Origin of the sequence: Intrasporangium zincisolvens (assembly GCF_034724055.1) — a bacterium.
GTDB classification, from domain to species: domain Bacteria; phylum Actinomycetota; class Actinomycetes; order Actinomycetales; family Dermatophilaceae; genus Monashia; species Monashia zincisolvens.
In genome coordinates this window covers 360,951-384,972 of the sequence record NZ_JAWIIL010000004.1, presented here as the reverse complement: position 1 = coordinate 384,972, position 24,022 = coordinate 360,951, and the positions used below count along the sequence as shown (strand labels likewise).

Annotated in this window: 24 protein-coding genes; 5 read left to right on the top strand and 19 right to left on the bottom strand. The window is 70.1% G+C overall.

The genetic code is table 11. From position 1 onward, the window contains the following. Positions 1-16: 16 nt before the first annotated feature. Entirely contained in the window at positions 17-1,159 is a 1,143-nt protein-coding gene (locus RY076_RS14065; RefSeq protein WP_323099122.1) for an alkaline phosphatase family protein, read from the bottom strand. Further along, complete coding sequence (locus RY076_RS14060) at positions 1,156-2,430, bottom strand: alkaline phosphatase family protein (RefSeq protein ID WP_323099121.1); 1,275 nt, start codon at positions 2,428-2,430, stop codon at positions 1,156-1,158. The genes RY076_RS14065 and RY076_RS14060 overlap by 4 nt, the downstream gene beginning before the upstream one ends. Positions 2,431-2,848: 418 nt before the next feature. On the opposite strand from RY076_RS14060, the gene RY076_RS14055 reads away from it, so the two are divergent. Both RY076_RS14055 and RY076_RS14050 read left to right on the top strand, forming a co-directional pair. Beyond that, the gene (locus RY076_RS14055) at positions 2,849-3,364 is read left to right on the top strand and encodes a hypothetical protein (RefSeq protein WP_323099119.1); all 516 of its coding nucleotides are present in this window, start codon (positions 2,849-2,851) and stop codon (positions 3,362-3,364) included. Between the two features lie 490 nt (positions 3,365-3,854). Then, complete coding sequence (locus RY076_RS14050) at positions 3,855-4,568, top strand: DUF4386 domain-containing protein (protein WP_323099117.1); 714 nt, start codon at positions 3,855-3,857, stop codon at positions 4,566-4,568. 140 nt (positions 4,569-4,708) lie between these two features. Here the strand turns inward: RY076_RS14050 and RY076_RS14045 are convergent, their stop codons facing one another. From RY076_RS14045 to RY076_RS14015, 7 genes are all read right to left on the bottom strand, one after another. Further along, positions 4,709-5,395 (bottom strand): GOLPH3/VPS74 family protein, encoded by a 687-nt coding sequence (locus RY076_RS14045; protein ID WP_323099115.1) that lies wholly within the window; start codon positions 5,393-5,395, stop codon positions 4,709-4,711. Positions 5,396-5,573: 178 nt separating this feature from the next. Beyond that, positions 5,574-5,999, bottom strand: a complete 426-nt coding sequence (locus RY076_RS14040; RefSeq protein WP_323099113.1) for a Crp/Fnr family transcriptional regulator — start codon at positions 5,997-5,999, stop codon at positions 5,574-5,576. A gap of 200 nt (positions 6,000-6,199) precedes the next feature. Then, complete coding sequence (locus RY076_RS14035; protein ID WP_323099111.1) at positions 6,200-6,583, bottom strand: hypothetical protein; 384 nt, start codon at positions 6,581-6,583, stop codon at positions 6,200-6,202. A 570-nt stretch (positions 6,584-7,153) separates the two neighbouring features. Beyond that, positions 7,154-7,693: an SRPBCC family protein gene (locus tag RY076_RS14030; protein ID WP_323099110.1), complete on the bottom strand. Its 540-nt coding sequence runs from the start codon at positions 7,691-7,693 to the stop codon at positions 7,154-7,156. A 161-nt stretch (positions 7,694-7,854) separates the two neighbouring features. Beyond that, a complete protein-coding gene (locus RY076_RS14025; RefSeq protein ID WP_323099108.1) occupies positions 7,855-8,160 on the bottom strand; it encodes a DUF5808 domain-containing protein in 306 nt (101 codons plus the stop codon). Positions 8,161-8,453: 293 nt separating this feature from the next. Next, positions 8,454-10,088 (bottom strand): DNA polymerase IV, encoded by a 1,635-nt coding sequence (locus RY076_RS14020; RefSeq protein WP_413785777.1) that lies wholly within the window; start codon positions 10,086-10,088, stop codon positions 8,454-8,456. A gap of 80 nt (positions 10,089-10,168) precedes the next feature. Continuing rightward, complete coding sequence (locus RY076_RS14015; RefSeq protein ID WP_323099103.1) at positions 10,169-10,537, bottom strand: hypothetical protein; 369 nt, start codon at positions 10,535-10,537, stop codon at positions 10,169-10,171. Positions 10,538-10,936: 399 nt separating this feature from the next. On the opposite strand from RY076_RS14015, the gene RY076_RS14010 reads away from it, so the two are divergent. Continuing rightward, on the top strand, positions 10,937-11,986 hold the full coding sequence (locus RY076_RS14010) for a M4 family metallopeptidase (RefSeq protein ID WP_323099100.1): 1,050 nt from the start codon (positions 10,937-10,939) through the stop codon (positions 11,984-11,986). A gap of 102 nt (positions 11,987-12,088) precedes the next feature. On the opposite strand, the gene RY076_RS14005 is transcribed toward RY076_RS14010, so the two are convergent. The 6 genes from RY076_RS14005 to RY076_RS13980 form a co-directional block, all read right to left on the bottom strand. Next, a complete protein-coding gene (locus tag RY076_RS14005; RefSeq protein ID WP_323099098.1) occupies positions 12,089-12,436 on the bottom strand; it encodes a YtxH domain-containing protein in 348 nt (115 codons plus the stop codon). Between the two features lie 171 nt (positions 12,437-12,607). Continuing rightward, positions 12,608-13,480: a hypothetical protein gene (locus RY076_RS14000; RefSeq protein ID WP_323099095.1), complete on the bottom strand. Its 873-nt coding sequence runs from the start codon at positions 13,478-13,480 to the stop codon at positions 12,608-12,610. A 470-nt stretch (positions 13,481-13,950) separates the two neighbouring features. Further along, a complete protein-coding gene (locus RY076_RS13995; protein WP_323099092.1) occupies positions 13,951-14,685 on the bottom strand; it encodes a hypothetical protein in 735 nt (244 codons plus the stop codon). A gap of 387 nt (positions 14,686-15,072) precedes the next feature. After that, positions 15,073-16,131: an ABC transporter substrate-binding protein gene (locus RY076_RS13990; protein ID WP_323099089.1), complete on the bottom strand. Its 1,059-nt coding sequence runs from the start codon at positions 16,129-16,131 to the stop codon at positions 15,073-15,075. Between the two features lie 63 nt (positions 16,132-16,194). Continuing rightward, positions 16,195-17,130 carry an ABC transporter permease gene (locus RY076_RS13985; RefSeq protein WP_323099087.1) on the bottom strand — a complete coding sequence of 312 codons (936 nt, stop codon included), beginning with the start codon at positions 17,128-17,130 and terminating at the stop codon, positions 16,195-16,197. Further along, entirely contained in the window at positions 17,127-17,936 is an 810-nt protein-coding gene (locus tag RY076_RS13980; RefSeq protein WP_323099085.1) for an ABC transporter ATP-binding protein, read from the bottom strand. Before RY076_RS13980 ends, RY076_RS13985 begins: the two co-directional genes overlap by 4 nt. A gap of 160 nt (positions 17,937-18,096) precedes the next feature. Here RY076_RS13980 and RY076_RS13975 point away from each other — a divergent pair, with 160 nt between their 5' ends. Both RY076_RS13975 and RY076_RS13970 read left to right on the top strand, forming a co-directional pair. Next, positions 18,097-19,704, top strand: coding sequence for a sensor histidine kinase (locus RY076_RS13975; protein ID WP_323099083.1), 1,608 nt, complete (start codon positions 18,097-18,099; stop codon positions 19,702-19,704). After that, complete coding sequence (locus RY076_RS13970; RefSeq protein WP_323099082.1) at positions 19,701-20,390, top strand: response regulator; 690 nt, start codon at positions 19,701-19,703, stop codon at positions 20,388-20,390. The genes RY076_RS13975 and RY076_RS13970 overlap by 4 nt, the downstream gene beginning before the upstream one ends. A gap of 25 nt (positions 20,391-20,415) precedes the next feature. Here the strand turns inward: RY076_RS13970 and RY076_RS13965 are convergent, their stop codons facing one another. The 4 genes from RY076_RS13965 to RY076_RS13950 all read right to left on the bottom strand — a co-directional run bounded on the left by RY076_RS13965 (position 20,416) and on the right by RY076_RS13950 (position 24,017). Further along, positions 20,416-21,300, bottom strand: coding sequence for a ZIP family metal transporter (locus RY076_RS13965; RefSeq protein ID WP_323099080.1), 885 nt, complete (start codon positions 21,298-21,300; stop codon positions 20,416-20,418). Between the two features lie 60 nt (positions 21,301-21,360). Next, entirely contained in the window at positions 21,361-21,873 is a 513-nt protein-coding gene (locus tag RY076_RS13960) for a MarR family winged helix-turn-helix transcriptional regulator (RefSeq protein WP_323099078.1), read from the bottom strand. Beyond that, positions 21,870-22,550 (bottom strand): hypothetical protein, encoded by a 681-nt coding sequence (locus tag RY076_RS13955; protein ID WP_323099077.1) that lies wholly within the window; start codon positions 22,548-22,550, stop codon positions 21,870-21,872. Before RY076_RS13955 ends, RY076_RS13960 begins: the two co-directional genes overlap by 4 nt. Positions 22,551-22,661: 111 nt before the next feature. Continuing rightward, positions 22,662-24,017 carry a DJ-1/PfpI family protein gene (locus RY076_RS13950; RefSeq protein ID WP_323099076.1) on the bottom strand — a complete coding sequence of 452 codons (1,356 nt, stop codon included), beginning with the start codon at positions 24,015-24,017 and terminating at the stop codon, positions 22,662-22,664. Positions 24,018-24,022 lie beyond the last annotated feature (5 nt).

Sequence of the window (24,022 nt, the reverse complement as noted above, 5' to 3'; positions counted from 1 at the left end):
TACCGCCGGCGGAGTGTCAATGTTGGTTCCAGCCGCTGTTGTAGACGTCGAGGCCGAACCGGTTGAGGCCGGCGGTCTGCGCGTAGCCGAGGTAGGGCAGCCGGAAGACGTCCTCGATGGAGGCCAGCAGCGAGTAGTGGTTGTAGCTGGTGGTGCTCCAGGTGTTCGGCTTGACGTAGGGGGAGAGCACGAGGGCGCCGATGCGTCCGCCGCCGGGACCGCTGATGCCGGGCAGTGCGGCGTTGGGTCCGGGACCTTCGTTGCAGCAGGCCGTGGCATCGGTCTGGGGGCCGTCGGACTCGTCGGACGTGATGACGAGCATCCCGTCGGCCTTGTAGGCGGGGGAGTTGAGGATCTTGGGCACCCAGACCTTCATCCACTCGTCGACGCTGGTCAGCCCGCCCGGCTGGCCGTCGACACACGGTGAGTCGTGGCCGTCGTGGCACAGGTTCGGCGTGATGTAGCTGAGGTTCGGCGTCGTGGTCGTCGAGGCCAGGTCTGTGGTGAGCGCATCAAGACCCACGACGTGCTGGGCGCAGGTGGGTGAGCCGGTGACGGAGGAGAAGTACATGAAGGGGTTGTGCCGCACGGCGTACTGGTTGCCCACGGTGGCCTTCTGCGTCGGGTCGACGGTGTCGATGGCCGGGTGCTGGCAGGGCGTGGCCATGTCTTCCATGTAGCCCTTCCACGTCAGCTTCTGCGCGGCCAGCTGGTCGGTCAGGTTGGGCACCGAGCTCGGGAAGACACAGCCGTTGCCGACAGCCTGGCCGGGAGCGGTCGTGCCGGTGCCGGCGAACTGGGAGTAGACCTGGCAGTCGCCCTGCATCTGGGCATTGGGCCCCTGACCGGAGATCTGGGCGACGTAGTTGGGCTGGGAGTTGTGTGCGGTGCCGTAGTAGGTGTTGAGCAGGACGCCCTGGGACCGGAGGGTCTGCGAGAGGTACGGCGCGGCGGAGCCGGCTCCCCAGGTCTTGTCGTAGCCCTTGTTCTCGATGTTGATGACGAAGACGTGCTTGATCGGGGGGACGTATGCCGCCGTGCTGGTGGCGGCACCGCTCGGGATGGACACGGTGATGCCCACGACGAGCAGGGCCATCGTCGCGAGGGCGCCGAGCACCGACCGGGGGGCTTGGCGCAGGCGGTGGGAGAGGCGGGTCACGGGAGGCTCCATCCGTCGGCGATCGCTTTGGTTTTGAGGGCCGGCCACTCGGACTGCTCGGGGCCGGTCACGACCTCCGGCGTGCAGGCGGTCGCGGTGAACGGCGGCACCGTGAATCTGGGCGCGCTGAGCTTTGGCGCAGACGAGAAGTCGAGGACCTCGGCGATGTTGCGCGCGCCCGAGTCACGAGGCGTGAGCGGCGCGAGGCCCCAGCGCCACTCGATCGCCTTCAGGATCGAGGTGTGGTCGTAGGTGTTGTGCGCGACGAAGCCGCGCCGGGCCCGGGGAGAGACGACGAGCGCCGGGACGCGGAAGCCGCGTAGCGCGGTGCTGCCGCCGCTGTCGGGGGCCGTGCCCGGGGCGACGTGGTCGTAGAAGCCGCCCCATTCGTCGAAGTTGACGATCAACAGGGTCCGCGACCAGTTCGGGCTCGTGGTCACGGCCTGGTAGACCTGGTTGAGGAACTGCTCCCCGGCCCGGATGTCCGCGTGCGGGTGGTCATCGCTCGACGAGCCCGAGCTCTCGTCCTCGAACCTCGGGTCGATGAAGGACACGTCCGGCAGCGTCCCGGTCGCGGCGTCCGATAGGAACGTCGCGAACGGCTTGGAGATCGGCAGGTACTTCGTGCCCCACAGCGCGACGAACGGGATATCGGAGTAGTAGTAGCGGCCGGTCCGTCCGGCGGCGGCGAGCCGGTCCCAGATCGTCGGCAGCGTCGAGGTGGTCGTCGAGTTGTGGATCCGGTCGGTCTGCGCCGCGTGCATGTAGAACCGGTTCGGGTAGGTCTCGGCCATGACCGCCGAGAAGTAGCTGTCGCAGACGGTCCACGCGGGCGCGGCCTGACCGAGGAAGGCGAGGTCGGGCTGCTGGTAGTACCCGATCGGCAGCAGGTCGTCCTCGCCGGCCCGCAGCCAGCCGTCGGCGCGGCCGCCGTTGAGCTGGATGAGGCCACCCTCCTGCGAGTGGTCCGGGTCGTCGTGGCCGCAGCTGGCGAACTGCGTGAGGTGGTGGGTCGAGCGGCTGACGCCGTAGCGGTCGACATAGCTCAGCCCGGCCTGCTTGCCGTTCGCTCCGGGCAGCCAGCCCATGAAGTGGTCGAAGGAGCGGTTCTCCATCATCACGACCACGACGTGGTCGATGCCCGACGCACCGGGGGCCGGTAGGCCGGTGGCAGCCTCGGCCTGCTGGGAGCCCAGCACCGACGAGCCGCCGTAGAGCGCGAGGGATCCGCCTGCTGCCGCCGCGGTGCCGAGGAGCTGTCGTCGCGTCATTTTCACTCGCTCGACGCTAATGGCCCGAATCGGACACACCAAGGCCGGGACGGCGATCTTGCGTGGCGTTCACCGAAAGTTCGCTCAACGAGTCCAGGGTGGTGAGTTGTGCCACACGACCCGGGAGAGTATGCGCGAAATCTGCTCTGCCCCAGAGGAGTTGAAGGTAACCAGGCGACGCTCCCCATCCGGCAGGCCACGACCATCCAGGTGGGGCGACCGACAAGGCTTGAGTGCCTGCGTCACGTTGCCGGGAACACACGTGGGGACGGCTGGGGATGCGGTTGCCGGTCAGCTCATTCCGCTGAGAGACTCGGCTGTCCGGCCTACGCTGGCTGGTTGGGGGAGTTCCCGAAGCGCCGCGCACGCCGGTGCCCGATCTGGAGCCGTCGAGCGCGACCTGTCCATGGAGGTGGACATGCGCACGCACAGCTCGACCACGCACCCCGCTCGCACACTCACCGTCAGTGGCGCTGCCCTGGCACTGCTGCTGGGCGCCCCAGCGGCGGCGACCGCAGAGCCGAACGCCACCGTCATCCATGTCGCCGACTCCGACGACCTCGTGACCACCGACATCTGTGGGTTCCCCATCGGGGCTCATCTGTCCCGGCAGGCCACGATCTCGTTCCGTCAGACCGCCAACGGGACGCTGTTCCAAGTGAGCGCCCGCGAGGTGGACACGTTCACGGCCAACGGCGTCAGCCTGACGTCGTATCCGTACAGCTACCACTTCACCGGCGAGCGTGACCTGCAGGGCAACATCGTGAAGCAGACCACGGCGGGCATTCTGGAGAAGGTCCCGCTGCCCGACGGCTTGACCTTCTTCTCTGCCGGGCGAGTCGACAACCTCGCGTCCGACCTCTCGTTCGTCGTCGTGCCCGAGGTGGGGACGAGCCGCGGGCTGGACGCCTTCTGCGCTGCCCTCGCGGGCTGAGTCCCTCTCGAGGCGTAGCTTCCTCATGCCGACCTGCCCCCGTTCGGCATGCGTTCGGTATGTCCGCTGGCTGTCGTGAAGGAGGCGATGCTCGTCCGGTCACATCCCCGCCCGGGGCCGCGTGTCCGGTGGCAGATTGGAGATCAGGACAGGACGCGGCCGGCGCGACGCGTCGGTATGCGGGGATCGAGGCGCAGGACGGCCGCTTCGACGTGGCGGCGGACTCACGCCTCTGAGGGGACGGGCAGGCTGCTTGTCGCGTTCGGGCTCAGCTCTTCGGCGCTGGTGCTGGCGGGCCGCACTGCCGCGGCGAATCCGCGCGCCGAGGGCACCAACTCGGTGGGGTTCTGGCTGAGGCTCTGGTTGGGGCTGTGGCAGGGGTTCATCGCACCCATCGCGTTCCTGGGCTGGTCACGGATGTCGGGACCAAACGCCACGACCGTCCCGTCGGCCGCGAGAGGAAGGGCCGCGGGGAGAAGGAAGGCAAGACATGACACGCATCGACGAACCCCGGGTGGGACACCGTGAGGTTGCCCGATTGGCCGGTGGCCTCTACCTGACGTACATCTTCCTGAACGTCATCGCCAGCCTGTTGGGCCGCATCGGTCTGAGCGACGCGAACACGCTGAGGGCGGCGATCGCCGGCGAGGAGACCTTGTTCCGGCTCGGGCTCGTGGCGGCGATCGGATCGGGCCTGTTCTTCGCGCTCACGGCGTGGGCCCTGTACGTGCTTCTCCGCCCGGTCAACGAGGCGATCGCGCTCCTGTTTCTGGTCCTCAACGCGATCGGGGTGGCCGTGCAGTGCGCGAGCTACCTGCCGCTGCTCTCGGTCTTGGCACAGCAAGGGAGCTCGACGGCGGCACCAACGTTCGACGGCACAGCTGCCATCTCGGTCGCCACCTACCAGAACGGGTTCGTCACGGCCCAGCTGTTCTTCTCCGCCTGGCTCTTTCCCCTCGGCTGGCTGGTACTGCGCTCAGGATTCCTCCCACGCCTGCTCGGCTGGCTCCTCCTGCTCGATGGCGTCGGAGTGCTCGTGTGGTTCCTCCAGGTGTTCCTCGCCCCTGACCACTCTGCGATCAGCTACCCGGCGTGGGCACTGGGATTCGTCGCCGAGCTGGGCCTCGCACTGTGGCTCCTGATCAGAGGCGCCAGCCCCAGCAGGGCGACCAACAAAACCCCCGCGGCGCACTCTGCCGTGTAGTCCCACACGACGCGCCGACCCTGTTGCCGGACAGTGGTATCCGCCCAGTGGGGCCACTCAGCGCCTCACGCGGCAAGCCGTCTTTCGCGCGGCATGACCGCGTGTCTCAGACGTGGTCGAGCGCTGCGCCATGTCGCTGATCAGGAACCACTGCCGGCGGCGACGGCAGCCGATGCGCTCGCCGCGACGACGGCCGCCATCAGGCTGTCGATGGCCGACCGGACGGCGTCGGCCGCCCAGTCGCCCTCGGCGATCCGGCCCGCGCGTTCCTTCAGCTCTCGCTTGGAGAGACCCACCTCCACTGGGTCCACGACGGTGTGGACCGCCCTGAGCGCGGACAGCAACGCGATCAGCGCGCCGGTTCGCGCGTCGGTCGCGGTGCCTCTTTGTAGGGCAGCGACGAGCTCACCATGGACGCCTGTCTCGTGGTCGACGTCCTGGGACGGCCACCGGCGGGCGGGGATGATGCCGAGCACGCGCCCGCTCTCGGCTCGCAGCTCACCTGCGTCCACAAGGCGCCCGTACAGCCGGACACGGGTGCCCTTGGCCAACGCGGTCACGACTGACTGGGTCTTCTTGCCCTCCTTGCGCGTGACCGTCGCCAGTGCCTGGTCCAGGACGTCGTCGCCGATGAGAGAGCCGTCGCGTACGACGATGCGGCCATGACGGTTTCCACCGTCGGAGTCGTCCACCCCGATGCGGTGGGCGAGCGCGAGTTCGACCAGCAGGGCGCCCCCGAGCGCGATGTCCACCATGGACCCGGACGCGACGAGCCTTCCCGTGTCGTCATCGGTGAGCAGGAGCAGCAGATCCTCAGCGATCAACATGCATGCGATGGTCGCTGCCCCTCACTGGAAGGACCAGAGCCGTTGGGCCCTCTTCTGCCAGCGCGCCCAAGGCCTGCGCCCACGGCAAGGAGTACGGGGACGCGTCACTTCGCCACGTGCCGACTTCTGAGCGCCCGCGCGACGGATCTTGGACGCTGCTCCTGGGTCCGCACCGAGATCAGCCGGAGGCTCTCGCCTCAGCCTCGCGCAGCCTCGCGCAGAGGGTTTTGAGAAGGTGCCGGGCGACCTCGGGATCCTGGTCGAGCACCGCCTCGAAGTCTTGGTGGGGAATGGCCATCAACCTCAGGGCCTCGAGTGCGGTGACGGTCGCGGATCGGGGTCGCCCGTCGATCATGCTGATCTCGCCGAAGTAGTCACCCGGGCCGAGGGTGCGCACCTCACGACCGTCCTTGCTGACCGTTGCCGACCCCTCGATGATGAGGTGGAAGGCCAACGCACCGCGGCCCTCCATCGCAACCGCCTTCCCCGGCGGGTGTGAGACCTCGCTGGCTGCGCTGGCCAACCGCTTCAGCTGCCCCTTCGACAGGTCCCGGAAGAGGTCCACGTTGGCGATGACGGCCTCGTGTGCTCGATCTCGTGCCATGACGGTCTCCTTGCGAGCGAGTCCCTAAATTCTGCCCCGGCTGCCGTCCGGGCGTCGGCAGATCCGGTTAGGTCACGGACCCTCGATCGAGGCGGCAAGCGTCCACACTGGCGATGACCGGCGTCAGGACTGCTGCGTTGTGTACGCCCCTCAATGACCAACGTCCCGAAGTGCGAACCGCGCTGGCCAACACTCGCGGCTCATCCCCGACAGTCGACCACTACGACCATGGGGCCACCGCCAAGGTCCTCGTCGACGTCGACGGTGCCGAAACGAACTGGCATCTCCTGGGGATCGGCCAGGTTCGGCTCGGCTGGCCGGGCCAAGCACGTCGGCCACCCACCGGACTGAACGTTGCCGTTGCCGTCGACCCAGCGAGCGACGGCGCCCTGAGCCCCGTAGGTCACGGCATCTTCGACCGACCGGTTCGGCACGAAGAACATGGCCGTCGCCGGATCCCGCGCGATCACGGCCGTGCCTGAATGCCAGGTCACGTCGTCGTCCCGTATGGCCCAGAGCGTCAAGGGGCCACCGACCAGCACGGCGGCCGCCAAGGACGCGGTGATCAGGCGTGAGTTGGGCACGAGTCCCCCTGTGGCTCGTCGTTTGTTGTGTCGGGCCGCTCGAGCAGGACACCTTGGTCGTCGGCCAGGCGCCACGGCACCGAGCCGCCAGTACCCATTCGAACCCTGGCGAGAAACCATCCGCCGAACCTCGAGCTACGCAAGGGCACTTCTATCACCTGCATGCACCCGCGCCCGGGAGAACGCCCAACCCTCCCGGTGCCGCCGAACCACCCATGCACGCGCACATCTGCGTCCCCGACTACACGGCCTCTCGGACCCAACGACCCTTGGATCCTGAAGCCGCGCCAATTCGCTGCCGGGCACGGAGATATTCGTAGGATGCGGATCCTGGGCCACTGGCGCGGCCACCGAACGGAGAGAGGGGCATCAACCCATACCGGGCGAGTTGGTCGGGCGCGTACATCGTGGCCTTCACCGACGACGAGCCATCGCATCTGTGCTTCACCGGCTTCTCCGGCAACTGGCGCCTTCGGCAGGCGGTGCGTTGCATCGCCGCGGAAGCCCTAGAGGGGAGGTCGCGGTCGAACGCCCACGTGCCCGTGGCCCGTTGGGAATGCCCAGCGCGAGTCAGATGGATCGGGCGCCCAGGCGTTGCCGCAGGCCTGTGGCCATGGCAGCGATGGTCAGGACGTCGACGAGCTCCCCGGCTGTCTCGGCCAGCCATCTACGGCGGACGGGGGCCATTCTCAGTCGGAGGAACACTCGGGTGCCGGCGCCGGCCGGTTCCAGAGTGATGGACCAGGTGACCGTGGTGGCGCCGCGCTGCGAGGTGTAGACGATTGCGGTTGGTGGTTCGATGTGGGCGAGCCGGAAGGTTTCGTTCTTGCCGCCGTAGTCGGGGATGGTGTCACCGACCTGCAGGTGCTGCCATCGGTCGTGAATCTCCCATGCTGCTCGCCTGGTGGCCGGTAGGAACCGTTCGAGGCCGGCGGGCAGGTACCACCCGGCGCGCCTCTTGCCCAGCTGGGCCAGCCAAGGCCACACCTGCAACGGTGGGGCGGGCAGCGTAAAGGCGCGGTCCATGACCACGTCGGCCGGGGTGATCAGCTCGTCGCCGGGACGTGGTGTGGCCTTCTCCGCCTCCGTGGCCGCGATGGACGCGAACATGCGTTGCCTATCGACGATGGTCGGCGAGCAATGACTCTATCCGCACCAGCCGTCCTGCGGCCGTCACCCGCACCCAGGGCCGAGCAGCTCGAATGTTGGCACTGGTGACCAGGCCTCGAGGCAAGGTGGCGCACAGCACCCTCGAGGCAAGGCCTGCAGGCTCAGCCGGCAGCGTCCCGGTGGCGGGCAAGCTCCACCACCCGGCCGATGTTCACCGTCCAGCCGACGCCGAACACCCGCGGACTGATGACCTGCGCGTTGTCCGGGTTCCACATCCGCTCCTTGATCCGAGCAAACGTGGGCATTCGAAGGTCATAGGGGACGAAACCGAGCGAGCCGTGCCAGTGGCGCTGCTGGGCGGGCGTTCGCAGCTCTTTGACGACAGCCGCGACCGCGAGGGCCGCCGTGGTGAGGCGGATCAGCCTGACGAGGTTCAACCGAGTCTTCGTCTCGCGGTGCGATGTCATCTCGACTCCTGGTGCGCGGCGGTCACCCCTATCGTCCACCCGACGGCCATCGATCACGTCCAATCTCGTCGTGAGATCCTTCGTGGTCCGGCGGCCATCGCTCACCCGCAGCTCAACGTCGCCAACCGAGCGACGGGCACTGACGCGCGTCACCCCGTCGCCACGCGACCACGTGAACCTCGCGACCGGAGGCGTGATCGGACACAGCGAACGAACGAACCTCAGCCTCAGGCCCGTTCGCCCACCGTTGGGGCGGCACCCCGCGGTGGGCCGGCTGGTGTGGGAGTGGACCGTCACGAGGCCGGGGGAGCGGCCTCGTTCGGCAGCAGCATCGCGGTGAGCTGCTCGACCTCACCCAGGTTCGCCAGCGATGTCAGGCGTGGTGGAGGGCACGGCTCCGGCGGGTCCACCCGCATCAGCAGCTCGCGACGGATGTCGAACCTGCGCTCTGGCCCTGGCGGGGTGTCCGGGCCTTCGAACCGGACCGTGACCACGCCGTCCTCGGCCCGCACCACCCAGCCCGCACCGTGGTCCGGGTGCGAGACGTCCAGCCCGACCCCGACGGTGTGCGGCGTCAGCGGTGTCGGCAGCCGCTCCTCATCCGCGTCGTCGAGCAGGTCGTCGACGGGGAGCAGGCCCACGGCGCCCTCGAGGGCCGCGTAATCGGGGGTGCGGTTCTCGTCCATCGTCGGAGCCGGGGAGTCCGAGGCCGCGGTGGCGGAGGGTGCCCCCGCGAGGACGTCCAAGGCGTTGAGGACATCGGCAGCAGCGCCACCGGCCTCGTCCTGCGGCAGACGCAGCTGGGCCCAGTGGGTCAGCCCGGACAGGGACACACCGAGCAGGCGTACCGGCTCGACCGGTTTCGCCGCGGTGAGAGCGGCGCCGGCCGCTTCGCGCAGTTGCGCGACCTCGGCCGTCGGGTGGGCCAGCGTCACCGAGCGGGTCAGCGTGGTGAAGTCGGACAGGCGGACCTTGACCGTGACCGTCCGCGCGCCACCGCCGTGGCGCCCGAGCCGGCGCAGCGCCCGCGCCAAGACGTCCTCGAGCGCGCCCGGCAGCTCCCAGCGCAGCAGGTCCTGGGCGAAGGTCCGTTCCGCGCCGACACTCTTGGCCTCGCGCTCCACGACGACCGGGCGCGGGTCATCCCCGCGCGCGAGCCGGTACAGGTTCCACCCCGCCGCGTCCCCGAGGACGCGCACCAGGTCCTCCCGACCTGCCGCGCGCAGGTCAGCGACCGTGCGGATGCCCAGCGTGCGAAGCGTCGCCTCCGTGGCCGGGCCGACACCCCACAAGGCGCCCACCGGTTTCGGCATGAGGAAGTCGTCCTCGCCCGCACCGGGCACGACGGTGAACCCGTGTGGCTTGTCCGCGTCGGAGGCCAGCTTCGCGATCAGCTTCGAGCGTCCCAGCCCGACGGAGACCACCAGCCCGGACCGGTTGTAGATGAGCCTGCGTGCGAGGTCAGCGGCGGTGACCGGGTCGGCGGCGAACGGGCCCGCGGCCAGGTCGACGAACGCCTCGTCGAGGCTGACCGGCTGCACCAGCGGTGACAGCTGCCGCAGCGTGTCCATGATGAGGAGGCTGTGTGCGGAGTACGCGGGGAACCGTGGCGTGAGCACGGTCGCGGACGGGCACAGGATCCGCGCCTGGGACATCGGCATCGCCGACCGGCACCCGAAGGCACGCGCCTCGTAGTTCGCGGTCGCGACCACCCCTCGCGGGCCGGTCCCGCCGACCAGAACCGGGGTGCGCGCCAGGGACGGCTTGTGCCGGGTCTCCACCGAGGCGAAGAACGAGTCGGCGTCGACGTGCATCACGCTCGCGTCCTCGCGCACCTGCCTCGCCTCCTCCCGGTCTCTCCCTCTGACGGCACCAGCCCCGTGGTCTGCCGCAGCCTTCACTGTGCCGCACGCCCCGAGCGCCGGCATCAGGGCCTACCCCGTCGAGCGCCGCTGCCGCGCCGAGCATTGGGCCTCGCGCGCGGGCTCGCGGCTGTTCAAGCGATCCGTTACGAGATGGGACTGGTACCGGGCCAGAGGATGAGCAGCACGGCCCAGATCAGGCCGCCCACAAGGACGCCCAGGACTGCCCCTTTGCAGAAGGCGGCGGCCAGGGGGCGAATACGGCCCAAGGCAAGCAGCAGCCCGCCTGCAGTGAGCACCCCCGCCGCGACGAGCACAGTGTTGCCCACGAGGACCAGCCCGCCCCACTCGTACGGCAGGTCGTTCCGCGCCGCCGGTAGCGGCGTGCACACGGCGAGCGCTGCCACGGCGGTCGCGGCCATCGCCTCGGCACGATGGGAACGCGCGCCTCCAGGAGCTGGCGTCTGATGTTCGGGGTCATCCCCGGTTCCCGTGCCGTTGCCCACGATCGTCATGGTGTCACGCGGTCCTACCGCAGTACGGCGGCTTTGCATGCCCGTTTCATGAGGGATTTCGGCCACCTTCGGCCGTTCTAGCGGTTTCGTGGCCAGGGTGCGGCACCTGCGTCACAACGCCGCAGGCCGGTTGCCTGACCCCTCCTCGGCTCCGATCAGCACACCGTCACTGAGTCGAGCGGCTCAGTCACCGGACCGCTGGGCGAGACATCGCGCCAGGCGCCCCAGCCACACACCACCGGATCCGCCGACGGAAACAGCCCCGGCGGAATACCGTTGTGGTGCAGGGCCCTTCGAGCGCCCACGTATCTGCGGGGGCTCTTGGGGCCTCTGACTGGTGGTCCAGCTCCGGGGGCGGCACCGCTCCACGGGGAACCTCCTCCCTGATTGGAGTCCTTCATGCCCCGCCACTCTCTCGCATGCATCGTCCCGCCCGACCTGCTGGCCGCCATTGCCCGCGAGGCCGATCCCGAGCAGCGTCAGGCATTGCTCGACACGCTCCAGCTGGACCAGACCTTCCGTCTCGTCCGGGCAGAGACCGCTGCTCGGACCCTCGCCACTGAACGGGCCGTGGTCCCGCGCGTCGGGGCCGGCACCCCGAACCGCGCCATCTACGACCAGAACCACTCGACAGCAGGCACGCTTGGGACGTTGGCCAGGTCGGAAGGTCAAGGGCCGGCCACGGACGGGTCGGTCAACCAGGCGTACGACAACTTCGGCTACACCTACAAGCTGTACTGGGACATCTTCCACCGCGACTCGATCGACGACCAGGGCATGCAGATCGAGGGACTCGTCCACTTCGGCACCAACTACGACAACGCCTTCTGGGACGGCGCCGGGCACATGTTCTTCGGCGACGGCGACGGCAAGATGCTCACCGACACGACCAAGGGCACCGACGTCGTCGGGCACGAGCTCACCCACGGGGTGACCCAGCACGAAGCCAACCTGCTGTACTCCGGACAGTCGGGCGCGCTCAACGAGTCGGTATCCGACGTCTTCGGCTCACTCGTCAAGCAGTACCACCTCGGCCAGGACGCAGCGGCCGCTGACTGGCTCATCGGCGCCGACATCGTCGGCCCGCAGCTGGCCCCCGCGCTCAGGTCGATGAAGGCGCCCGGCACCGCGAACCCGTACGACAACCAGCCCTCGACCATGGGCGGCTACGTGCACACCACGTCCGACAACGGCGGCGTCCACACCAACTCGGGCATCCCCAACCATGCCTTCTACGTCATCGCGACGAGCATCGGCGGCAACGCCTGGGAGGCGGCCGGGCAGATCTGGTACGACACGCTGGTCGACCCGAGACTCAAGCCGCACTCCACCTTCGCGAAGTTCGCCTCGCTGACGCTCCGTTCGGCCCGTGCTCGCTACGGCGCGGCGAGCACCGAGGCCGCGGCGGTCAAGGCCGGGTGGGACGCGGTCAAGGTGAAGGTTCGCTGATCCAGGTCCGGCCGACGCCCCGCCGACCCCGCCGGCGTCATGGACGTCACGTCGCTCGCAGGGTCGGCCCCTGAGTCCGGCGCCCCGACCGGGTGGCAGCTCTCAGGGGAGCGGACCCTTGGGCCCGTGGTCCTTCTGGAACTGCACGGCCTGCTCGACGCGGAGCTCCGCGTCGTCCTCGTGCGAGTTCGCGGCGCCGGCGTCGCTGGACCCCGAGACCGCCGAGGCGACCTTGTCGGTCGCGGTTCGGGCGGCATCGGCCACCTTGTCCGCCACGACCGGCGCCTGCTCGCGCACGAGCTGGGCACCCTGGTGCGCCTTCGCCTGCACGCGGGGATCGTCCTTCAACTGGCCGATCGCGCGCATGAACTGCTCGTAGGGCGCCCGACCGGCCCGCGAGCCGAGGAGGAATCCGACCGCGCCGGCGGTGACGATGAGCAGTCTCTTCATGTGGCCTCCAGGTGTGGGGGTCGGTCGCCCGAGGGGCGGGCGCCGACGATCTCCCTCAGCCATACCCACCACCGCCCGGTTCGACCATCAAGGCCGTGACGGGTCACGCCGCCGTCGCGGCCGGCCGGTCCGTCTGCAGCGAACACGGCAGGAGTGAACATACGGCCGTTGTCACTGGCGGGGCAGGGCAAGGTCGACCAGCAGGCCGGGATGGTCGGTGGTTCCCTGCATGTCGAGAACGGTGCGAGATCGCACCGCGGTACCCGGACTCGCCATGACGTTCTGAACGCCATCGTCGTCAGCGCGCTGGTAGCCGCTGGGCAGGCATGCCAGTGCGCTGGGCGAACCGCGAGCCGGGAGGTTGAGGTCCGCGCCGAGAATGTTCGGTGCGCCGCCGGTGCGGCGGCCGATTGCCGGTGCCACCGACGTGAGCAGGTATCGGCACTGCTCGAGCGCGACGGTCGCGCTCGTGCTGGCCGTGTGCGTGGTGCAGGCAGAGAGTTGGGGCAGTTCGATGCAGGCCCAGACGCGGTCCTCCATATCGCCGGGGTCTTGCATCGGGTAGATGCCGCTGACGTTGCGGACGTTGGAGGTCGACGAGGGGACCACGACGAGCACGGCGTCACCGAAATCCTGGCCGTTCTGGCACAGAACGGGGGAGCGGCTGTTCGGGTCCTGGGCGGACGCGAACGCTGAGCCGATCGCGGCATGGGGACGAGTGACCGACATCGCCTGCTTCAGCAGGCGAAGGTCATCGCGGCACACTTCGTTGACGCTGATCATGTCCGGCCGATGCTGTTGGACCAGCGCGGCCGCCACGCTGACTGCACGCCCGCCGGTGTAGCAGGCAGCGCGCCCGCTGTTGCACAGGTTCATCTGCAGCACGCGGAGGTGTGCCGCCGGCGAACCGGTGGTCGCCCGGCTCGTGCCGGCGGGGTTGCTCACCGCGCGGCCGGGGTCGCATGCGGCGAGGCAGATGAGGGAGAGGGCCAGGAGCCACGCCACGGCGACTCGGCCCGGGCCGCGGCCGAGGTCCACGGGCATACCCACCATCGAACCCGGCGGTCGCGGTGTGTGCAATCGCGTCCATTCGCCGCGTGTCAGGTGTCAGAACGTTGTCTCGACTCGACAGTTCTCGGACTGCAGGCCCTCACCGCGCCGCCGTTGAGTCATCCCATGTTGGCGCGTTCCGTCAGCAGGGCACAACGCACTCGATGTCCAACGTGGACGGTGAGTGCCGCGACGCTGGCGATCACGGGCGGCACCGCCTGCGCAAGAAGTCCTGATCCCCCGCCATCGCCTTGACCCGCGCGGCGATCGAGCAATCGCTGTGAGCTTGACGCTACCGCGGCCATTCGGGCGTCGATCGGCGGGGACGTGAGGCTCGCGCAGGGCCATCAAGAGGGCGCCCCACACCGCCGCCTGACAGACGCCGTGCCCAATTGCCACCTTGCTCGGGCGGCAGGGCCGGTGACGGCCGGAGTCGGTTCAGGCACCGGGTTTGGTCGCTCTCATCAGCGAGCGGTGGTGGTGGGCACCGTCACGGGCTCGAGGGGTACAGCCGTTCCTCTTTGGGGCGCGGGCTTGCCCGGCGCGCTGACGTAGGCGTACACCCGCCCGGGTGAAGGGCGGAGTACCTGTGCCTGTGCGAACTCGACGACGGTGGCGGCGTCCAAGCCTTGGAGGTACAGCACCAGGGCTTCGTCCTCGAGGAACGGGCCGTGCACGCTCGTCCCGGCCGGTTGACCGGCAGCGCTGGCCCGCTCGAGAGTCGCTGGTAGGGCGCGCCACCACGCGGTCAACGTCTGATCGGGCAGGTCAGCCGGGAAGAAGAGCCGTACCTCGATGCGGTCAGCTGATGCCGGTGCGCCTTGGTAGCGGGGCGCGGTCTGCAGGCCCTGCCCTGAGATGATCCAGGTGTCCGAGCCGCAGGCGCTGTCGCGGCTGGCGACGACCGCGCCCTGCAGGTCGCGGGCCACCAGGCGATCGTGCTCGCACTGGCGGTTGATCTCCCATGCCCCACGACGCCGTACGAGCACGCTTTGACGGTCGGCGCCGGGGCGTGGTTCGGCGAGACGTTCAACCAGCAACGGCCGACCGCTGTTGTTCTTGATGGTCATCATGATGTCTGGTTCCTGCATGGCGAAGCCGACGACAGTCAGCAGCACCACGTAGCCCGCGGCGGCCACTACCGCGCACACGAGAGCAACCTGCAGGGCCTTCCAGCCCGCCGCTTGAGCCGTTCCCATCACAACCCCTCTCCTGCCGAGTCAGGCTAGAGGCGAGCGCGCCGAGCATCGTCCAGGTACGCAGCACCGTGCGGCAACCGTTACCTCGCATTCGTGGCCCGATGAACGTCCTCCCGGCAAGAGCGTGAACCGCGAGAGGACTCGCAGGACCAGGAGAAGAAGGCGCTCATACCCTGGATGCCGCCGGGGCGCGGACACCAGCGCCACATCGCCGCTCGACGACCTTGCCGTCAGCGGTAGGAGCGTGCGAGTCAGACCGCTCCTCGAGCCTCTAGTAGTCGGACAGTGCCCGTCGACCCCGCACGACAACCCGGTCGCCCGAACCAGCGGGCGACCGGGTGTCATGGCCTCGAGGCCCGAGGGGCGTGGCCTCTCGACGGGCAGGTGTCAGCTCAGCGGGGTCGCGGCCGTGACGAACTCGTTCGTGAAGGTCTTGGACAGGTCGATCGACTTGCCCTGGACCTTCGGGTTGAACTCGCCCAGGACCGCGAGGCAGGTCTGCGGCCCGTCGGCCGGCATGAGGCCGGTCGGGTTGAAGATGCCCTTCTCGCTGTTGAGCGCGGCGACGTAGGCGTCCTTGCCGACGCCCTTGTAGTAGTCGGCCGGCATCTTGTCGGCGATGGCGGCGCCGTCGTGCGCCTGGATCCACGTCAGCGTCGCGACGTAGGCGTTGACGAGCTTCTGCACCGTGCCCTTGTTGTTGTTGACCCATTCGGTCGGCATGTAGAGGGAGGTGGCCGGGTAGGTGCCGCCGAGCGCGGCCTTGGACCCGGCCGCGGTGCGCATGTCGAGGAGGATGAACGCCGTGCCGTCCGAGAGGGCCTTGCTGACCGTCGGCTCGGTCGTCATGCCGCAGGCGATGGTCTTCTGCTTCATCGCGGCGATGAAGGTCTGGCCGGCGCCGACACCACGGCGGGTCTCCTGCGTCGGGTCGACGCCGTTCTTCTTGCTGAGGTACTGCGTCAGGAAGTCCGTCGACGAGCCGGTGTCGGTGATGCCGAGAGCCTGGCCCTTGAAGTCGGCGGGGCTCTTGATGGTGCCCTTGAGGTCGCTGCGGCACAGCTCGACCTCGCCCGGGATCTGGAGCATCGAGACGACCGCCTCGGACGACTTGCCCTGGGCCTGGAGGGCGATGTTGTGGTCGTAGAACCCGCCGACGCCCTGGACCTGGCCGGCGAGCATGTTCTGGGTCGCGTCGCCGCCGGCGGGCTCGTCGACGAGGTTGACGTTGACGCCGGCCTTGGCGTAGTAGCCCAGCTGCTTGGCCAGCATGAACGGCAGGTAGATCTGCTTGCTCATGCCACCGACCATGATGGTCACGGTGGGGGCGTTGGCGTCGACCGAGCCGGCAGCGCCCGTGGCGCCGGACGCGCTGTTGGCGCAGGCAGCCATCGTCGAGGCGGCGAGCAGGGCGGCGCCGAGGGCGCCGAATCGCTTGGTGTTCAAGGGAACTCTCCTTTGAGTCGTGGTGAAGGTCAGGTCTGGTGCTGGAGGTGCAGGCGTGGGCGGCTACTCGTGCGCGCCTCCTCCGTGCGTCTGCGGAGGACGCCACCGCAGCAGGCGGCGCTCGAGGAGGGTGATGAGCCCCTCTGCGGTCAGGGCGATGGCGGCGACGAGCACCATGCCGGCGAGCACGCCGTTCATGTCGAAGTTGTTCTGCGAGGACCGGATGAGCAGTCCCAGCCCCTCGTTCGCGCCGAGGATCTCCCCGACGAGCGCCCCGATGAGGGCGAAGCCGAAGCTGATGTGCAGGCTCGCGAGGATCCACGTGAACGCGGACGGCAGGACGACGTCACGGGTCACTCGCCACCTCGAGGCACCCAGCAGCCGGGCGTTGGCCACGAGGTTGCGGTCGACCTCGCGGCTGCCTTGGAAGGCGTTGAAGAACACGCCGAAGAAGACGAGGACGACGGCGAGGATGACCTTCGACTGGATCCCGAAACCGAACGCGACGGTGAAGATCGAGCCGAGGATGATGCGCGGGATCGAGTTGGCGGCCTTGAGGAACGGGGCGAAGATCTCCGAGAGGATCCGGATGCGGCCGAGGGCGATGCCGAAGACGACGCCGAGCACCGAGCCGATGATGAAGCCGAGCACGGCCTCCTCGAGGGTCACGACGATCTGGGCGCCGAGCGAGCCCTGCGGCGTGCCGACGGTGACCCAGTCGACGAGGGTGCTCCAGACGCCGGTCGGCTCGCCCCAGAAGAACGGGTCGACGACCCCGGCGTGGACGCACAGCTGCCAGGCGCCGAGGAGGACGACGACGATGCCGAGACGGACGGCCGCGAGACGCGCGCGTCGGCGTCGCACCGCCACGCGCGGGTCGGTGCGGGGCTCGTCGGTGGCGACGGCCACGTCGGCCGCGTCGGGCGTGGTCCTCCGCGCCTGCGGCGGGGTCGGCTGGTCGGTGGCGGGGGCGGGACGGTCCGCGGTCGTGTCGATCACGACGCCACCTCCGCCAGACGCGTCGTGCGCGCGTAGGCCTCCTCGACCTCGGCGCGGAGCGCCTCCCAGATCTCGGTGTAGAGGCGCGTGAAGCGCGGGTCGAGCCGGATCTCCTGGACGACGCGCGGTCGCGGCAGGTCGATCTCGAACTCGGCCTTGACGGTGCCCGGACCGGCGGTGATGACGACGACCTTGTCCGCGAGGGCGATCGCCTCCTCGAGGTCGTGCGTCACGAAGACGACGGCCGGACGCGTCTGGTCCCACAGGTGCAGCAGCTCGGTCGACATGATTGCCCGGGTCTGCACGTCGAGCGCGCTGAACGGCTCGTCCATGAGCAGGATCCGCGGCTGGTTGACGAGCGTCTGGGCCAGGGCGACGCGCTTGCGCATGCCGCCGGAGAGCTGGTGCGGGTAGCGGTCCTCGAAGCCCGAGAGCCCGACGCGGCGCAGCCAGTCCCGGGCCAGCCCGGTGGCCTCCGCCCGGGACCGGCCGCGGTAGAGCGGTCCGGAGGCGACGTTGTCGAGGACCGACCGCCACGGGAAGACGGCGTCCTGCTGGAAGACGAAGCCTGTGCTCGTGTCGATGCCGTCGACGGGTGCGCCGTGGACGAAGGCCTCGCCCCGAGTGGGGCGCTCCAGTCCGGAGACCAGGGTGAGGGTGGTGGACTTGCCGCAGCCGGTGGGTCCGACGACGGCGCAGAACTGGCCGTCCTCGACGGTCAGGCTCAGGTCCTTGATCGCGGTGTAGGTGCCGCCCCCGCTCGTGGGGAAGGTCTTGGTGACGTTGCGTAGCTCGATGGCGGCCATGGGCCGAAACCCTTTCTCCTCGTTGAGTTGCGTCACCGTAGGAGTGGGCGGCCCCGGGCCTGAAGCCTTGTGCGCCTTGGTCGTGATAGTCGCGTTGTCTGTGGTTTTGTGCGTTCTGCTCAGCCATGCTTGATCGCGTCCCGATGACGTGAGGAGAGCCATGCCGAGGTGGGCCCGGACGCTGGCGTCGCGCATCCTCATCGCCGTGCTCGGCATCGTGGTCGTGACGATGGCGGTGGGTTTCGGCTTCTTCACGCGGCTCACCGGCCAGGCCGCGGACGCGCACGCCATCGACCAGGCGACCAGCGTGGCCGTCACGGTCGGGCGCATCCCGGCGGTGGCCACGGCCGTCGAGCAGGGCGATCCGGCACGTGTGCTGCCGCAGCTCGCCGAGCACATCCGCTCGGCCACCCAGGCCTCCTACGTCGTCATCATCGACCGCGACGGCCTGCGGTACTCCCACCCGAACCCGGCCCTCATCGGGCAGCGCGTCGAGGAGCCCGTCGTGGCCCTCGACGGGAAGGTGCACACCGGCGTCGACGAGGGCAGCCTCGGACGGTCGGCCAACTCGCGCGCGCCGATCCTCGACGCGTCCGGGCGCCCGATCGGGGAGGTGTCCGTCGGCATCCTCGAGTCGGAGGTGGGGGTCAAGGTGTCGGCGGAGGTGGCCGACATCGCCCTCTACAGCCTCGTCGCGCTGGGCCTCGGGGTCATCGCGTCGCTGCTGCTCGCGCGCGCCATCAAGCGGGTCACCTTCGGCGTCGAACCGGCCGAGATCGTCGCCCTCGTGCAGGAGCGCGAGGCGATGCTGCACGGCATCCGCGAGGGGGTGCTCGGCATCGACGCCGACGGCGCGATCAACGTGCTCAACGACGAGGCGCGCCGGCTCCTCGGCCTCGAGGCCGCCCGACTGGGCCAGCCCCTCGAGGAGGTCGTGCCGCCGGGGCGTCTGCGCAACGTCGTGACGGGCGACGTCGAGGGGACCGACCTCGTCGCCGTCACCGACGAGCACCTGCTCGTGCTCAACCGGATGCCCGTCGTCGTCGGGGGGCGGCGTGCCGGTTGGGTCGTGACGATCCGGGACCGGACCGAGCTCGAGGGCCTGCTGCGCCAGCTCGACTCCGTCGAAGGGCTCACGACGGCACTGCGCGCCCAGGAGCACGAGTTCTCCAACCGGCTGCACGTGCTGTCGGTCCTGCTCGAGATGGGCGAGGTGGAGGAGGCGACCCGCTACAGCCAGCAGCTCTGGCAGGAGACCTCCCTGGCCAGCGAGGAGATCCGCTCGCGCGTCGCGGCCCCGGTCGTCGCCGCCCTCCTGCTCGCCAAGACGACCGTGGCCGCCGAGCGCGACGTCACTGTGCGGCTGGACCCCGCGAGCCGCGTCGAGGCCCACGACGTCGACGGGCTGCCCGTGACGACGGTGCTCGGCAACCTCGTCGACAACGCCGTCGACGCCGTCGCCGACGACCCCGCCTCGCTAGGGCGGCACCCGCGCGGTGAGGTCACGGTGCGCATCCTGTGCCGTGACGGCGTCCTGCACCTGGGCGTCACCGACTCGGGACCCGGCATCCCGGCCGACCGGCTCGAGGACGTCTTCGTCGACGGGTACTCGACGAAGGACCCGCGCGGGGCCATGCGCCGAGGCGTCGGCCTCGCCCTCGTGCACCGGCTCGTGACGCGAGCGGGCGGGACGATCGCGGCATCCTCGCCGGGCGGCGCGCGCTTCGAGGTCAGCCTGCCGGTCCGGGTGCGGGAGGGAGCGACGTGATCAGCGTCCTCGTCGTCGACGACGACTACCACGTGGCGCACGCGCACGCCCTGGCCGTGGGAAAGGTCGAGGGTTTCCGCGTCGTGGGGGAGGCCCACACCGGCGCCGAGGCCGAGCGGCTCGTCGGCGAGGTCGAGCCGGACCTCGTCCTGCTCGACATGTACCTGCCTGACTTCACCGGCCTCGACCTCGTGCGCCGCCTGGCCGCGAGCGGCCGGCCCGTACCGGACTTCGTCCTCGTCACGGCGGCCCGCGACCTCGAGTCGGTCCGCACCGCGATGCAGCTCGGCGCGTTCTACTACCTCGTCAAGCCGTTCAGCTTCGCCGCGCTGCGCGAGCAGCTCGAGGCCTACCGCGCCTGGAGCGAGCGGCTGCACCGGTCTCCTGCCGGCCCGGACGACCTCGACCAGGACCTCGTCGACGCCCTCTACACGCTCCGTGGCACGCCACCGCGTCGGGCCGCCACGGTCCGCGGGCTGCAGCCGACGATGGCCCGCGTCCTCGAGATCGTCACCAGCGCCCCCGCGCCCGTCGGGGCCGCCGAGGTGGCCCAGATCCTCGGGGCGAGCCGCCCGACGGCGCAGCGATATCTCGCCACCCTGGTCAAGAAGCAGCTCGTCGACCTCGACCTGTCCTACGGCGCGACGGGACGCCCCGAGCACCGTTACCTGCCGCGTCGCCGCTGAGGATCGGCAGAGCGGGAGGCCGCGTTCAGGCGCCGCCGGCCGTGACGATCGCGTCGGTGGCGAACCCGGCGACCATGCCCAGCAGCAGGCCGTAGGCGAGCAGGTCGGGACGCTTGGCGCGTGCGGCCACCCCGAGCAGCTGCGTGACGACGTAGAGGATGGAGCCGGCGGCGAGGGTCAGGAACACGACGCTGAGCGGCTCGCTGGTGTACCCGTGACCGACCGCCGCGCCGACGAACGTCGGCCCGCCGCCGATCAGGCCGAGGCCCAGCAGGAAGGCCCACGACGGGCGCCGAGGAGCGCCGTCAGGCCCCAGATCTCCTGCCAGTGGCGCCGTGATGCCGAAGCCCTCGGTGGCGTTGTGCAGGGCGAAGCCGATGACGAGCAAGGTGGCGAGGGCGATCTCGCCCCGAGCCGCCGACTGGCCGATGGCCAGGCCTTCGGCGAAGTTGTGCAGCCCGATGCCGACCGCGATGAGCAGCGCCAGCCGCCGAGCCACGGACCACGATGCGATCCCGGTCGGCCGCCTCTCGGCGTCCTCGACCCGCAGGCCCGCGACGGCATCGGCCGACGGTGTCAGGCGAGCCCGGGCCGTGAGCCGGCCGATCCACCCCTCGTAGGCCACCAGGGAGAGCAGGCCCACGGCCAGTCCACCGACGAAGAGCACCCCGTAGCCGAGCACGGTGGACATGCTGCCGCCACCGTCGTGCAACGCCCCGAGTGCGGCGTCGATCGGCTCCCAGGCGTGGGACAGCACGTCCCACACGAGGAAGAGCAGCACGCCGACGGCGGTCGCGTTGAGCACCGCCCGCAGGGTGGGCGCGGGGCGACGCAGCCGACCGATGGGCAGGCCCAGCAGGATGGTGGCGCCCGCGATGAAACCCAGCACCATGGTGCGGCCAAGTCCCACGACAGCTCCTTCGACGATCAGTTGACCAGCTCGAAGTTTTGGTCAGCCTCACCTAACTGGTCAAATCTGCCGTTCGCCGCTCTCGTTCAGGGTGGCGAGAGCCTCGTGCAGGACTCGCAGCCGTCGATGCGTGTCCGGCCCGCCGCGGCCGAGGAGGCGGGTGACCTCCTGCAGCCTCGGCAGGAACCGCTCGCCCGCGGCCTGGTGGGCCGCCGCACCTGCTGCCGTCAGGTGCACGCGGTAGGAGCGGCGGTCTTCAGGATGGGCAGCCCTCCGTACGTGGCCGCGGCGTTCGAACCGCTTGATGTAGCTAGACACGGTGGTCGGTGGTGCCGCCATCCAGCGAGCCAGCTCGGTCGGCGTCAGGCCGGGCGCCGACGCCAAAACCGAGTAGATCGCGAACTCGTCCGCGTCGAGTCCCGCCGGCTTGACCGCGGCGTCGATCAGGGCGGTCGCGGCCCGAGACACCAGCCAGACGTCGAACAGGACGTTGCCCAGGCCGGCCGCCAACACGGGCGTCCCGGCCTCGTGCCCGGCGTCCTCGGTCGGTTCCGACCTCTCGCGACGGGTCATCGGCGACCTCCGCCCGTCGGGCCTGCGTTCGCGTCTGCACGCGGCGGGCGGCGCGCGCGGATGACGCCGGCGGCGCCCCGCATGCCCAGCGCTGCGAGCAGCAGTACCCCTGCCGTCCAGAAGGTGATGTTCTTGGCGGCAGAGGCCAGCCCGAGGAGCGAGTTCGTCGCCGCCGCAACCGGATAGGCCGTCATGGCCAGCCATGCGCAGATGTTCTCGAGGTAGTCGAACGCGGCGCCGAGGAGTGGGAGGGCGGCAACGACGAGAAGGCCAGGGCGCGCGGGGGCGAGCCGCGAGACGACGAGGGCGAGGCATGTCGCCATGAAGAACCCGAACACGGCCGGGTAGAGCAGGTCTGCCACCTGGAGGTGTCGGTACGCCTCCCGACCGACGGGTCCGCAGGCATCGAGGAAGCGCATGATGTCCGCCGCGCTCGAGGTGAACCGCACGTCGGGCGGTGCCTGGCCGCACGTCGTCTCGACGCGGGGGATGGCGAATGGCGCCGACGACGCGAAGAACACGGCTGCGAAGGCGACGAAGACGGCGCCGCTGCCGAGCAGCAGGCGCCACCTCGCCAGCCGGGCCATTGCCCAGGTGAGGGACCGGAGCAGGCGTGGCCCCTCGGCAGGCCCTGGGGCCGGCAGCGGTGTGACGACGGTTGACTGAGTGGTTGGCATGGGGCCACTCCCTTCACGCGTCTCGGAAGACTGTCGGTAGTGCGATGTCGCAGTACTTCAATACTGCGACATCGCAGTACCTCAGGTCAAGACCAGCACCTGTCGGACGCCTCACTCCCGTCTCGAGGGTCGGCGGCGGAGTCGCGCCGCCAGCGTCGGCGTGGCAGCGGCGGCCGCGGCCAGCGCCAGGGCCAACCCGGCCAGGGCGGCCACCCGCGACGGGCCGCCGCGGCCGACCAGGCTCAGGTGCGCGGTGGGGTAGTCGACCATCTTGGCCGCCGATACGGCGGTGGCCCGGCCTTCCGCGGCGGCGAGGTACTCCAGCGCGCCGTCGAAGCCGACCCGTCCGGGCCGGTGCAGCGCGTCGACGGGGACGTCGTTGCGGGCCGCCCACCTCTCGAGGCCCGAGCCGAGCTGGCCGGTGCCGCGAGCCCCGGGTGCGGCCAGGCGGTCGGGCCGCGGACCCTGCTCGACGGTGTCGGTCACCAGCACCATGCCGTGCCGGGTCGTGACGACTCCGGTCTCGCTGATCGCGACGGGACGGGCGGCGTACGAGACGTCGAAGACCTCGAACGCGCTGGCGATGTCGATCTCGCCCATGCCGTCCGCCAGTGCGACGCCGAGCACGGGACGCCCCCACGGCAGCAGCACGTTCAGCCCTATGGGCCAGTCACCGGCGCCGAAGGACTGGACCGGGATGTCGACCGGACCATCGACGGACCAGTCGGGGTAGCCCATGGCGGCACCCACGCGGGCTGCCTCCTCGGCTCCGGCCAGGTCGGTCATGACGCGCAGAGCGCCGGGGATGCCGGAGGTGATGCCTGCCGTGGTGGTGATCGCACCGTCCTGGACGTAGCGTTTCCCGTCGACCCAGTGGACCTGGGGGCGGCTCCTGCGCAGGGAAGCCATCCGCGACCAGTGACTGGTGGCGGTCCGCCCGTCGAGCAGACCGGTCGCGGCAAGGAGCCGGGAGCCGGCGCAGACCCCGAGAACGAGTGCACCCTGGTGGGCCTGCTCGGCCACCCACGTACGCATCGGGGCCTCCGACTCCCCGTCGGGGTCGGAGACGGCCGGCACGACGACGACGTCCGGACGCGGTGCCCGGCCGCTGCGGGTGTCGTCGAAGGTGAATGCGGGAATGATCGACGGGCCGCCCTCGACCCGCGCGGGGCGCCTCGTCGCGGCGACCGTGTACACGGAGAAGCGTGGCGAGCCGGCGAACACCTCGTAGGGCGCGAGGGCGTCGCTCCCGACGGTGCCGGACGCACCCAGCGCCACGGCTGCCACCAGCGGCCCGCCCGACGACGGCCGAGCGGGCGGCAGCGGACCCGCGTCGGGCTGCCGGGCGGCGCTGCTGGTCTGCGAGAGCGTCGTGGCCACCCCGCCGGCCGCGAGGCCGGCGAGCGTCAGCAGGGCCAGGGTCGCCGAGGTGGCGATCCGTCGCGCGCGGTGCAGTGGTGCGGTCATGGCGC

Bases quoted from the DNA above. Each gene is read 5' to 3' on its own strand.
- RY076_RS14060 (WP_323099121.1), bottom strand. From the start codon at position 2,430: ATGACGCGACGACAGCTCCTCGGCACCGCGGCGGCAGCAGGCGGATCC.
- RY076_RS14055 (WP_323099119.1), top strand. From the start codon at position 2,849: ATGCGCACGCACAGCTCGACCACGCACCCCGCTCGCACACTCACCGTC.
- RY076_RS14050 (WP_323099117.1), top strand. From the start codon at position 3,855: ATGACACGCATCGACGAACCCCGGGTGGGACACCGTGAGGTTGCCCGA.
- RY076_RS14045 (WP_323099115.1), bottom strand. From the start codon at position 5,395: ATGTTGATCGCTGAGGATCTGCTGCTCCTGCTCACCGATGACGACACG.
- RY076_RS14040 (WP_323099113.1), bottom strand. From the start codon at position 5,999: ATGGCACGAGATCGAGCACACGAGGCCGTCATCGCCAACGTGGACCTC.
- RY076_RS14030 (WP_323099110.1), bottom strand. From the start codon at position 7,693: ATGTTCGCGTCCATCGCGGCCACGGAGGCGGAGAAGGCCACACCACGT.
- RY076_RS14025 (WP_323099108.1), bottom strand. From the start codon at position 8,160: ATGACATCGCACCGCGAGACGAAGACTCGGTTGAACCTCGTCAGGCTG.
- RY076_RS14020 (WP_413785777.1), bottom strand. From the start codon at position 10,088: ATGCCGGCGCTCGGGGCGTGCGGCACAGTGAAGGCTGCGGCAGACCAC.
- RY076_RS14015 (WP_323099103.1), bottom strand. From the start codon at position 10,537: ATGACGATCGTGGGCAACGGCACGGGAACCGGGGATGACCCCGAACAT.
- RY076_RS14010 (WP_323099100.1), top strand. From the start codon at position 10,937: ATGCCCCGCCACTCTCTCGCATGCATCGTCCCGCCCGACCTGCTGGCC.
- RY076_RS14005 (WP_323099098.1), bottom strand. From the start codon at position 12,436: ATGAAGAGACTGCTCATCGTCACCGCCGGCGCGGTCGGATTCCTCCTC.
- RY076_RS14000 (WP_323099095.1), bottom strand. From the start codon at position 13,480: ATGCCCGTGGACCTCGGCCGCGGCCCGGGCCGAGTCGCCGTGGCGTGG.
- RY076_RS13995 (WP_323099092.1), bottom strand. From the start codon at position 14,685: ATGGGAACGGCTCAAGCGGCGGGCTGGAAGGCCCTGCAGGTTGCTCTC.
- RY076_RS13980 (WP_323099085.1), bottom strand. From the start codon at position 17,936: ATGGCCGCCATCGAGCTACGCAACGTCACCAAGACCTTCCCCACGAGC.
- RY076_RS13975 (WP_323099083.1), top strand. From the start codon at position 18,097: ATGCCGAGGTGGGCCCGGACGCTGGCGTCGCGCATCCTCATCGCCGTG.
- RY076_RS13960 (WP_323099078.1), bottom strand. From the start codon at position 21,873: ATGACCCGTCGCGAGAGGTCGGAACCGACCGAGGACGCCGGGCACGAG.
- RY076_RS13955 (WP_323099077.1), bottom strand. From the start codon at position 22,550: ATGCCAACCACTCAGTCAACCGTCGTCACACCGCTGCCGGCCCCAGGG.
- RY076_RS13950 (WP_323099076.1), bottom strand. From the start codon at position 24,017: ATGACCGCACCACTGCACCGCGCGCGACGGATCGCCACCTCGGCGACC.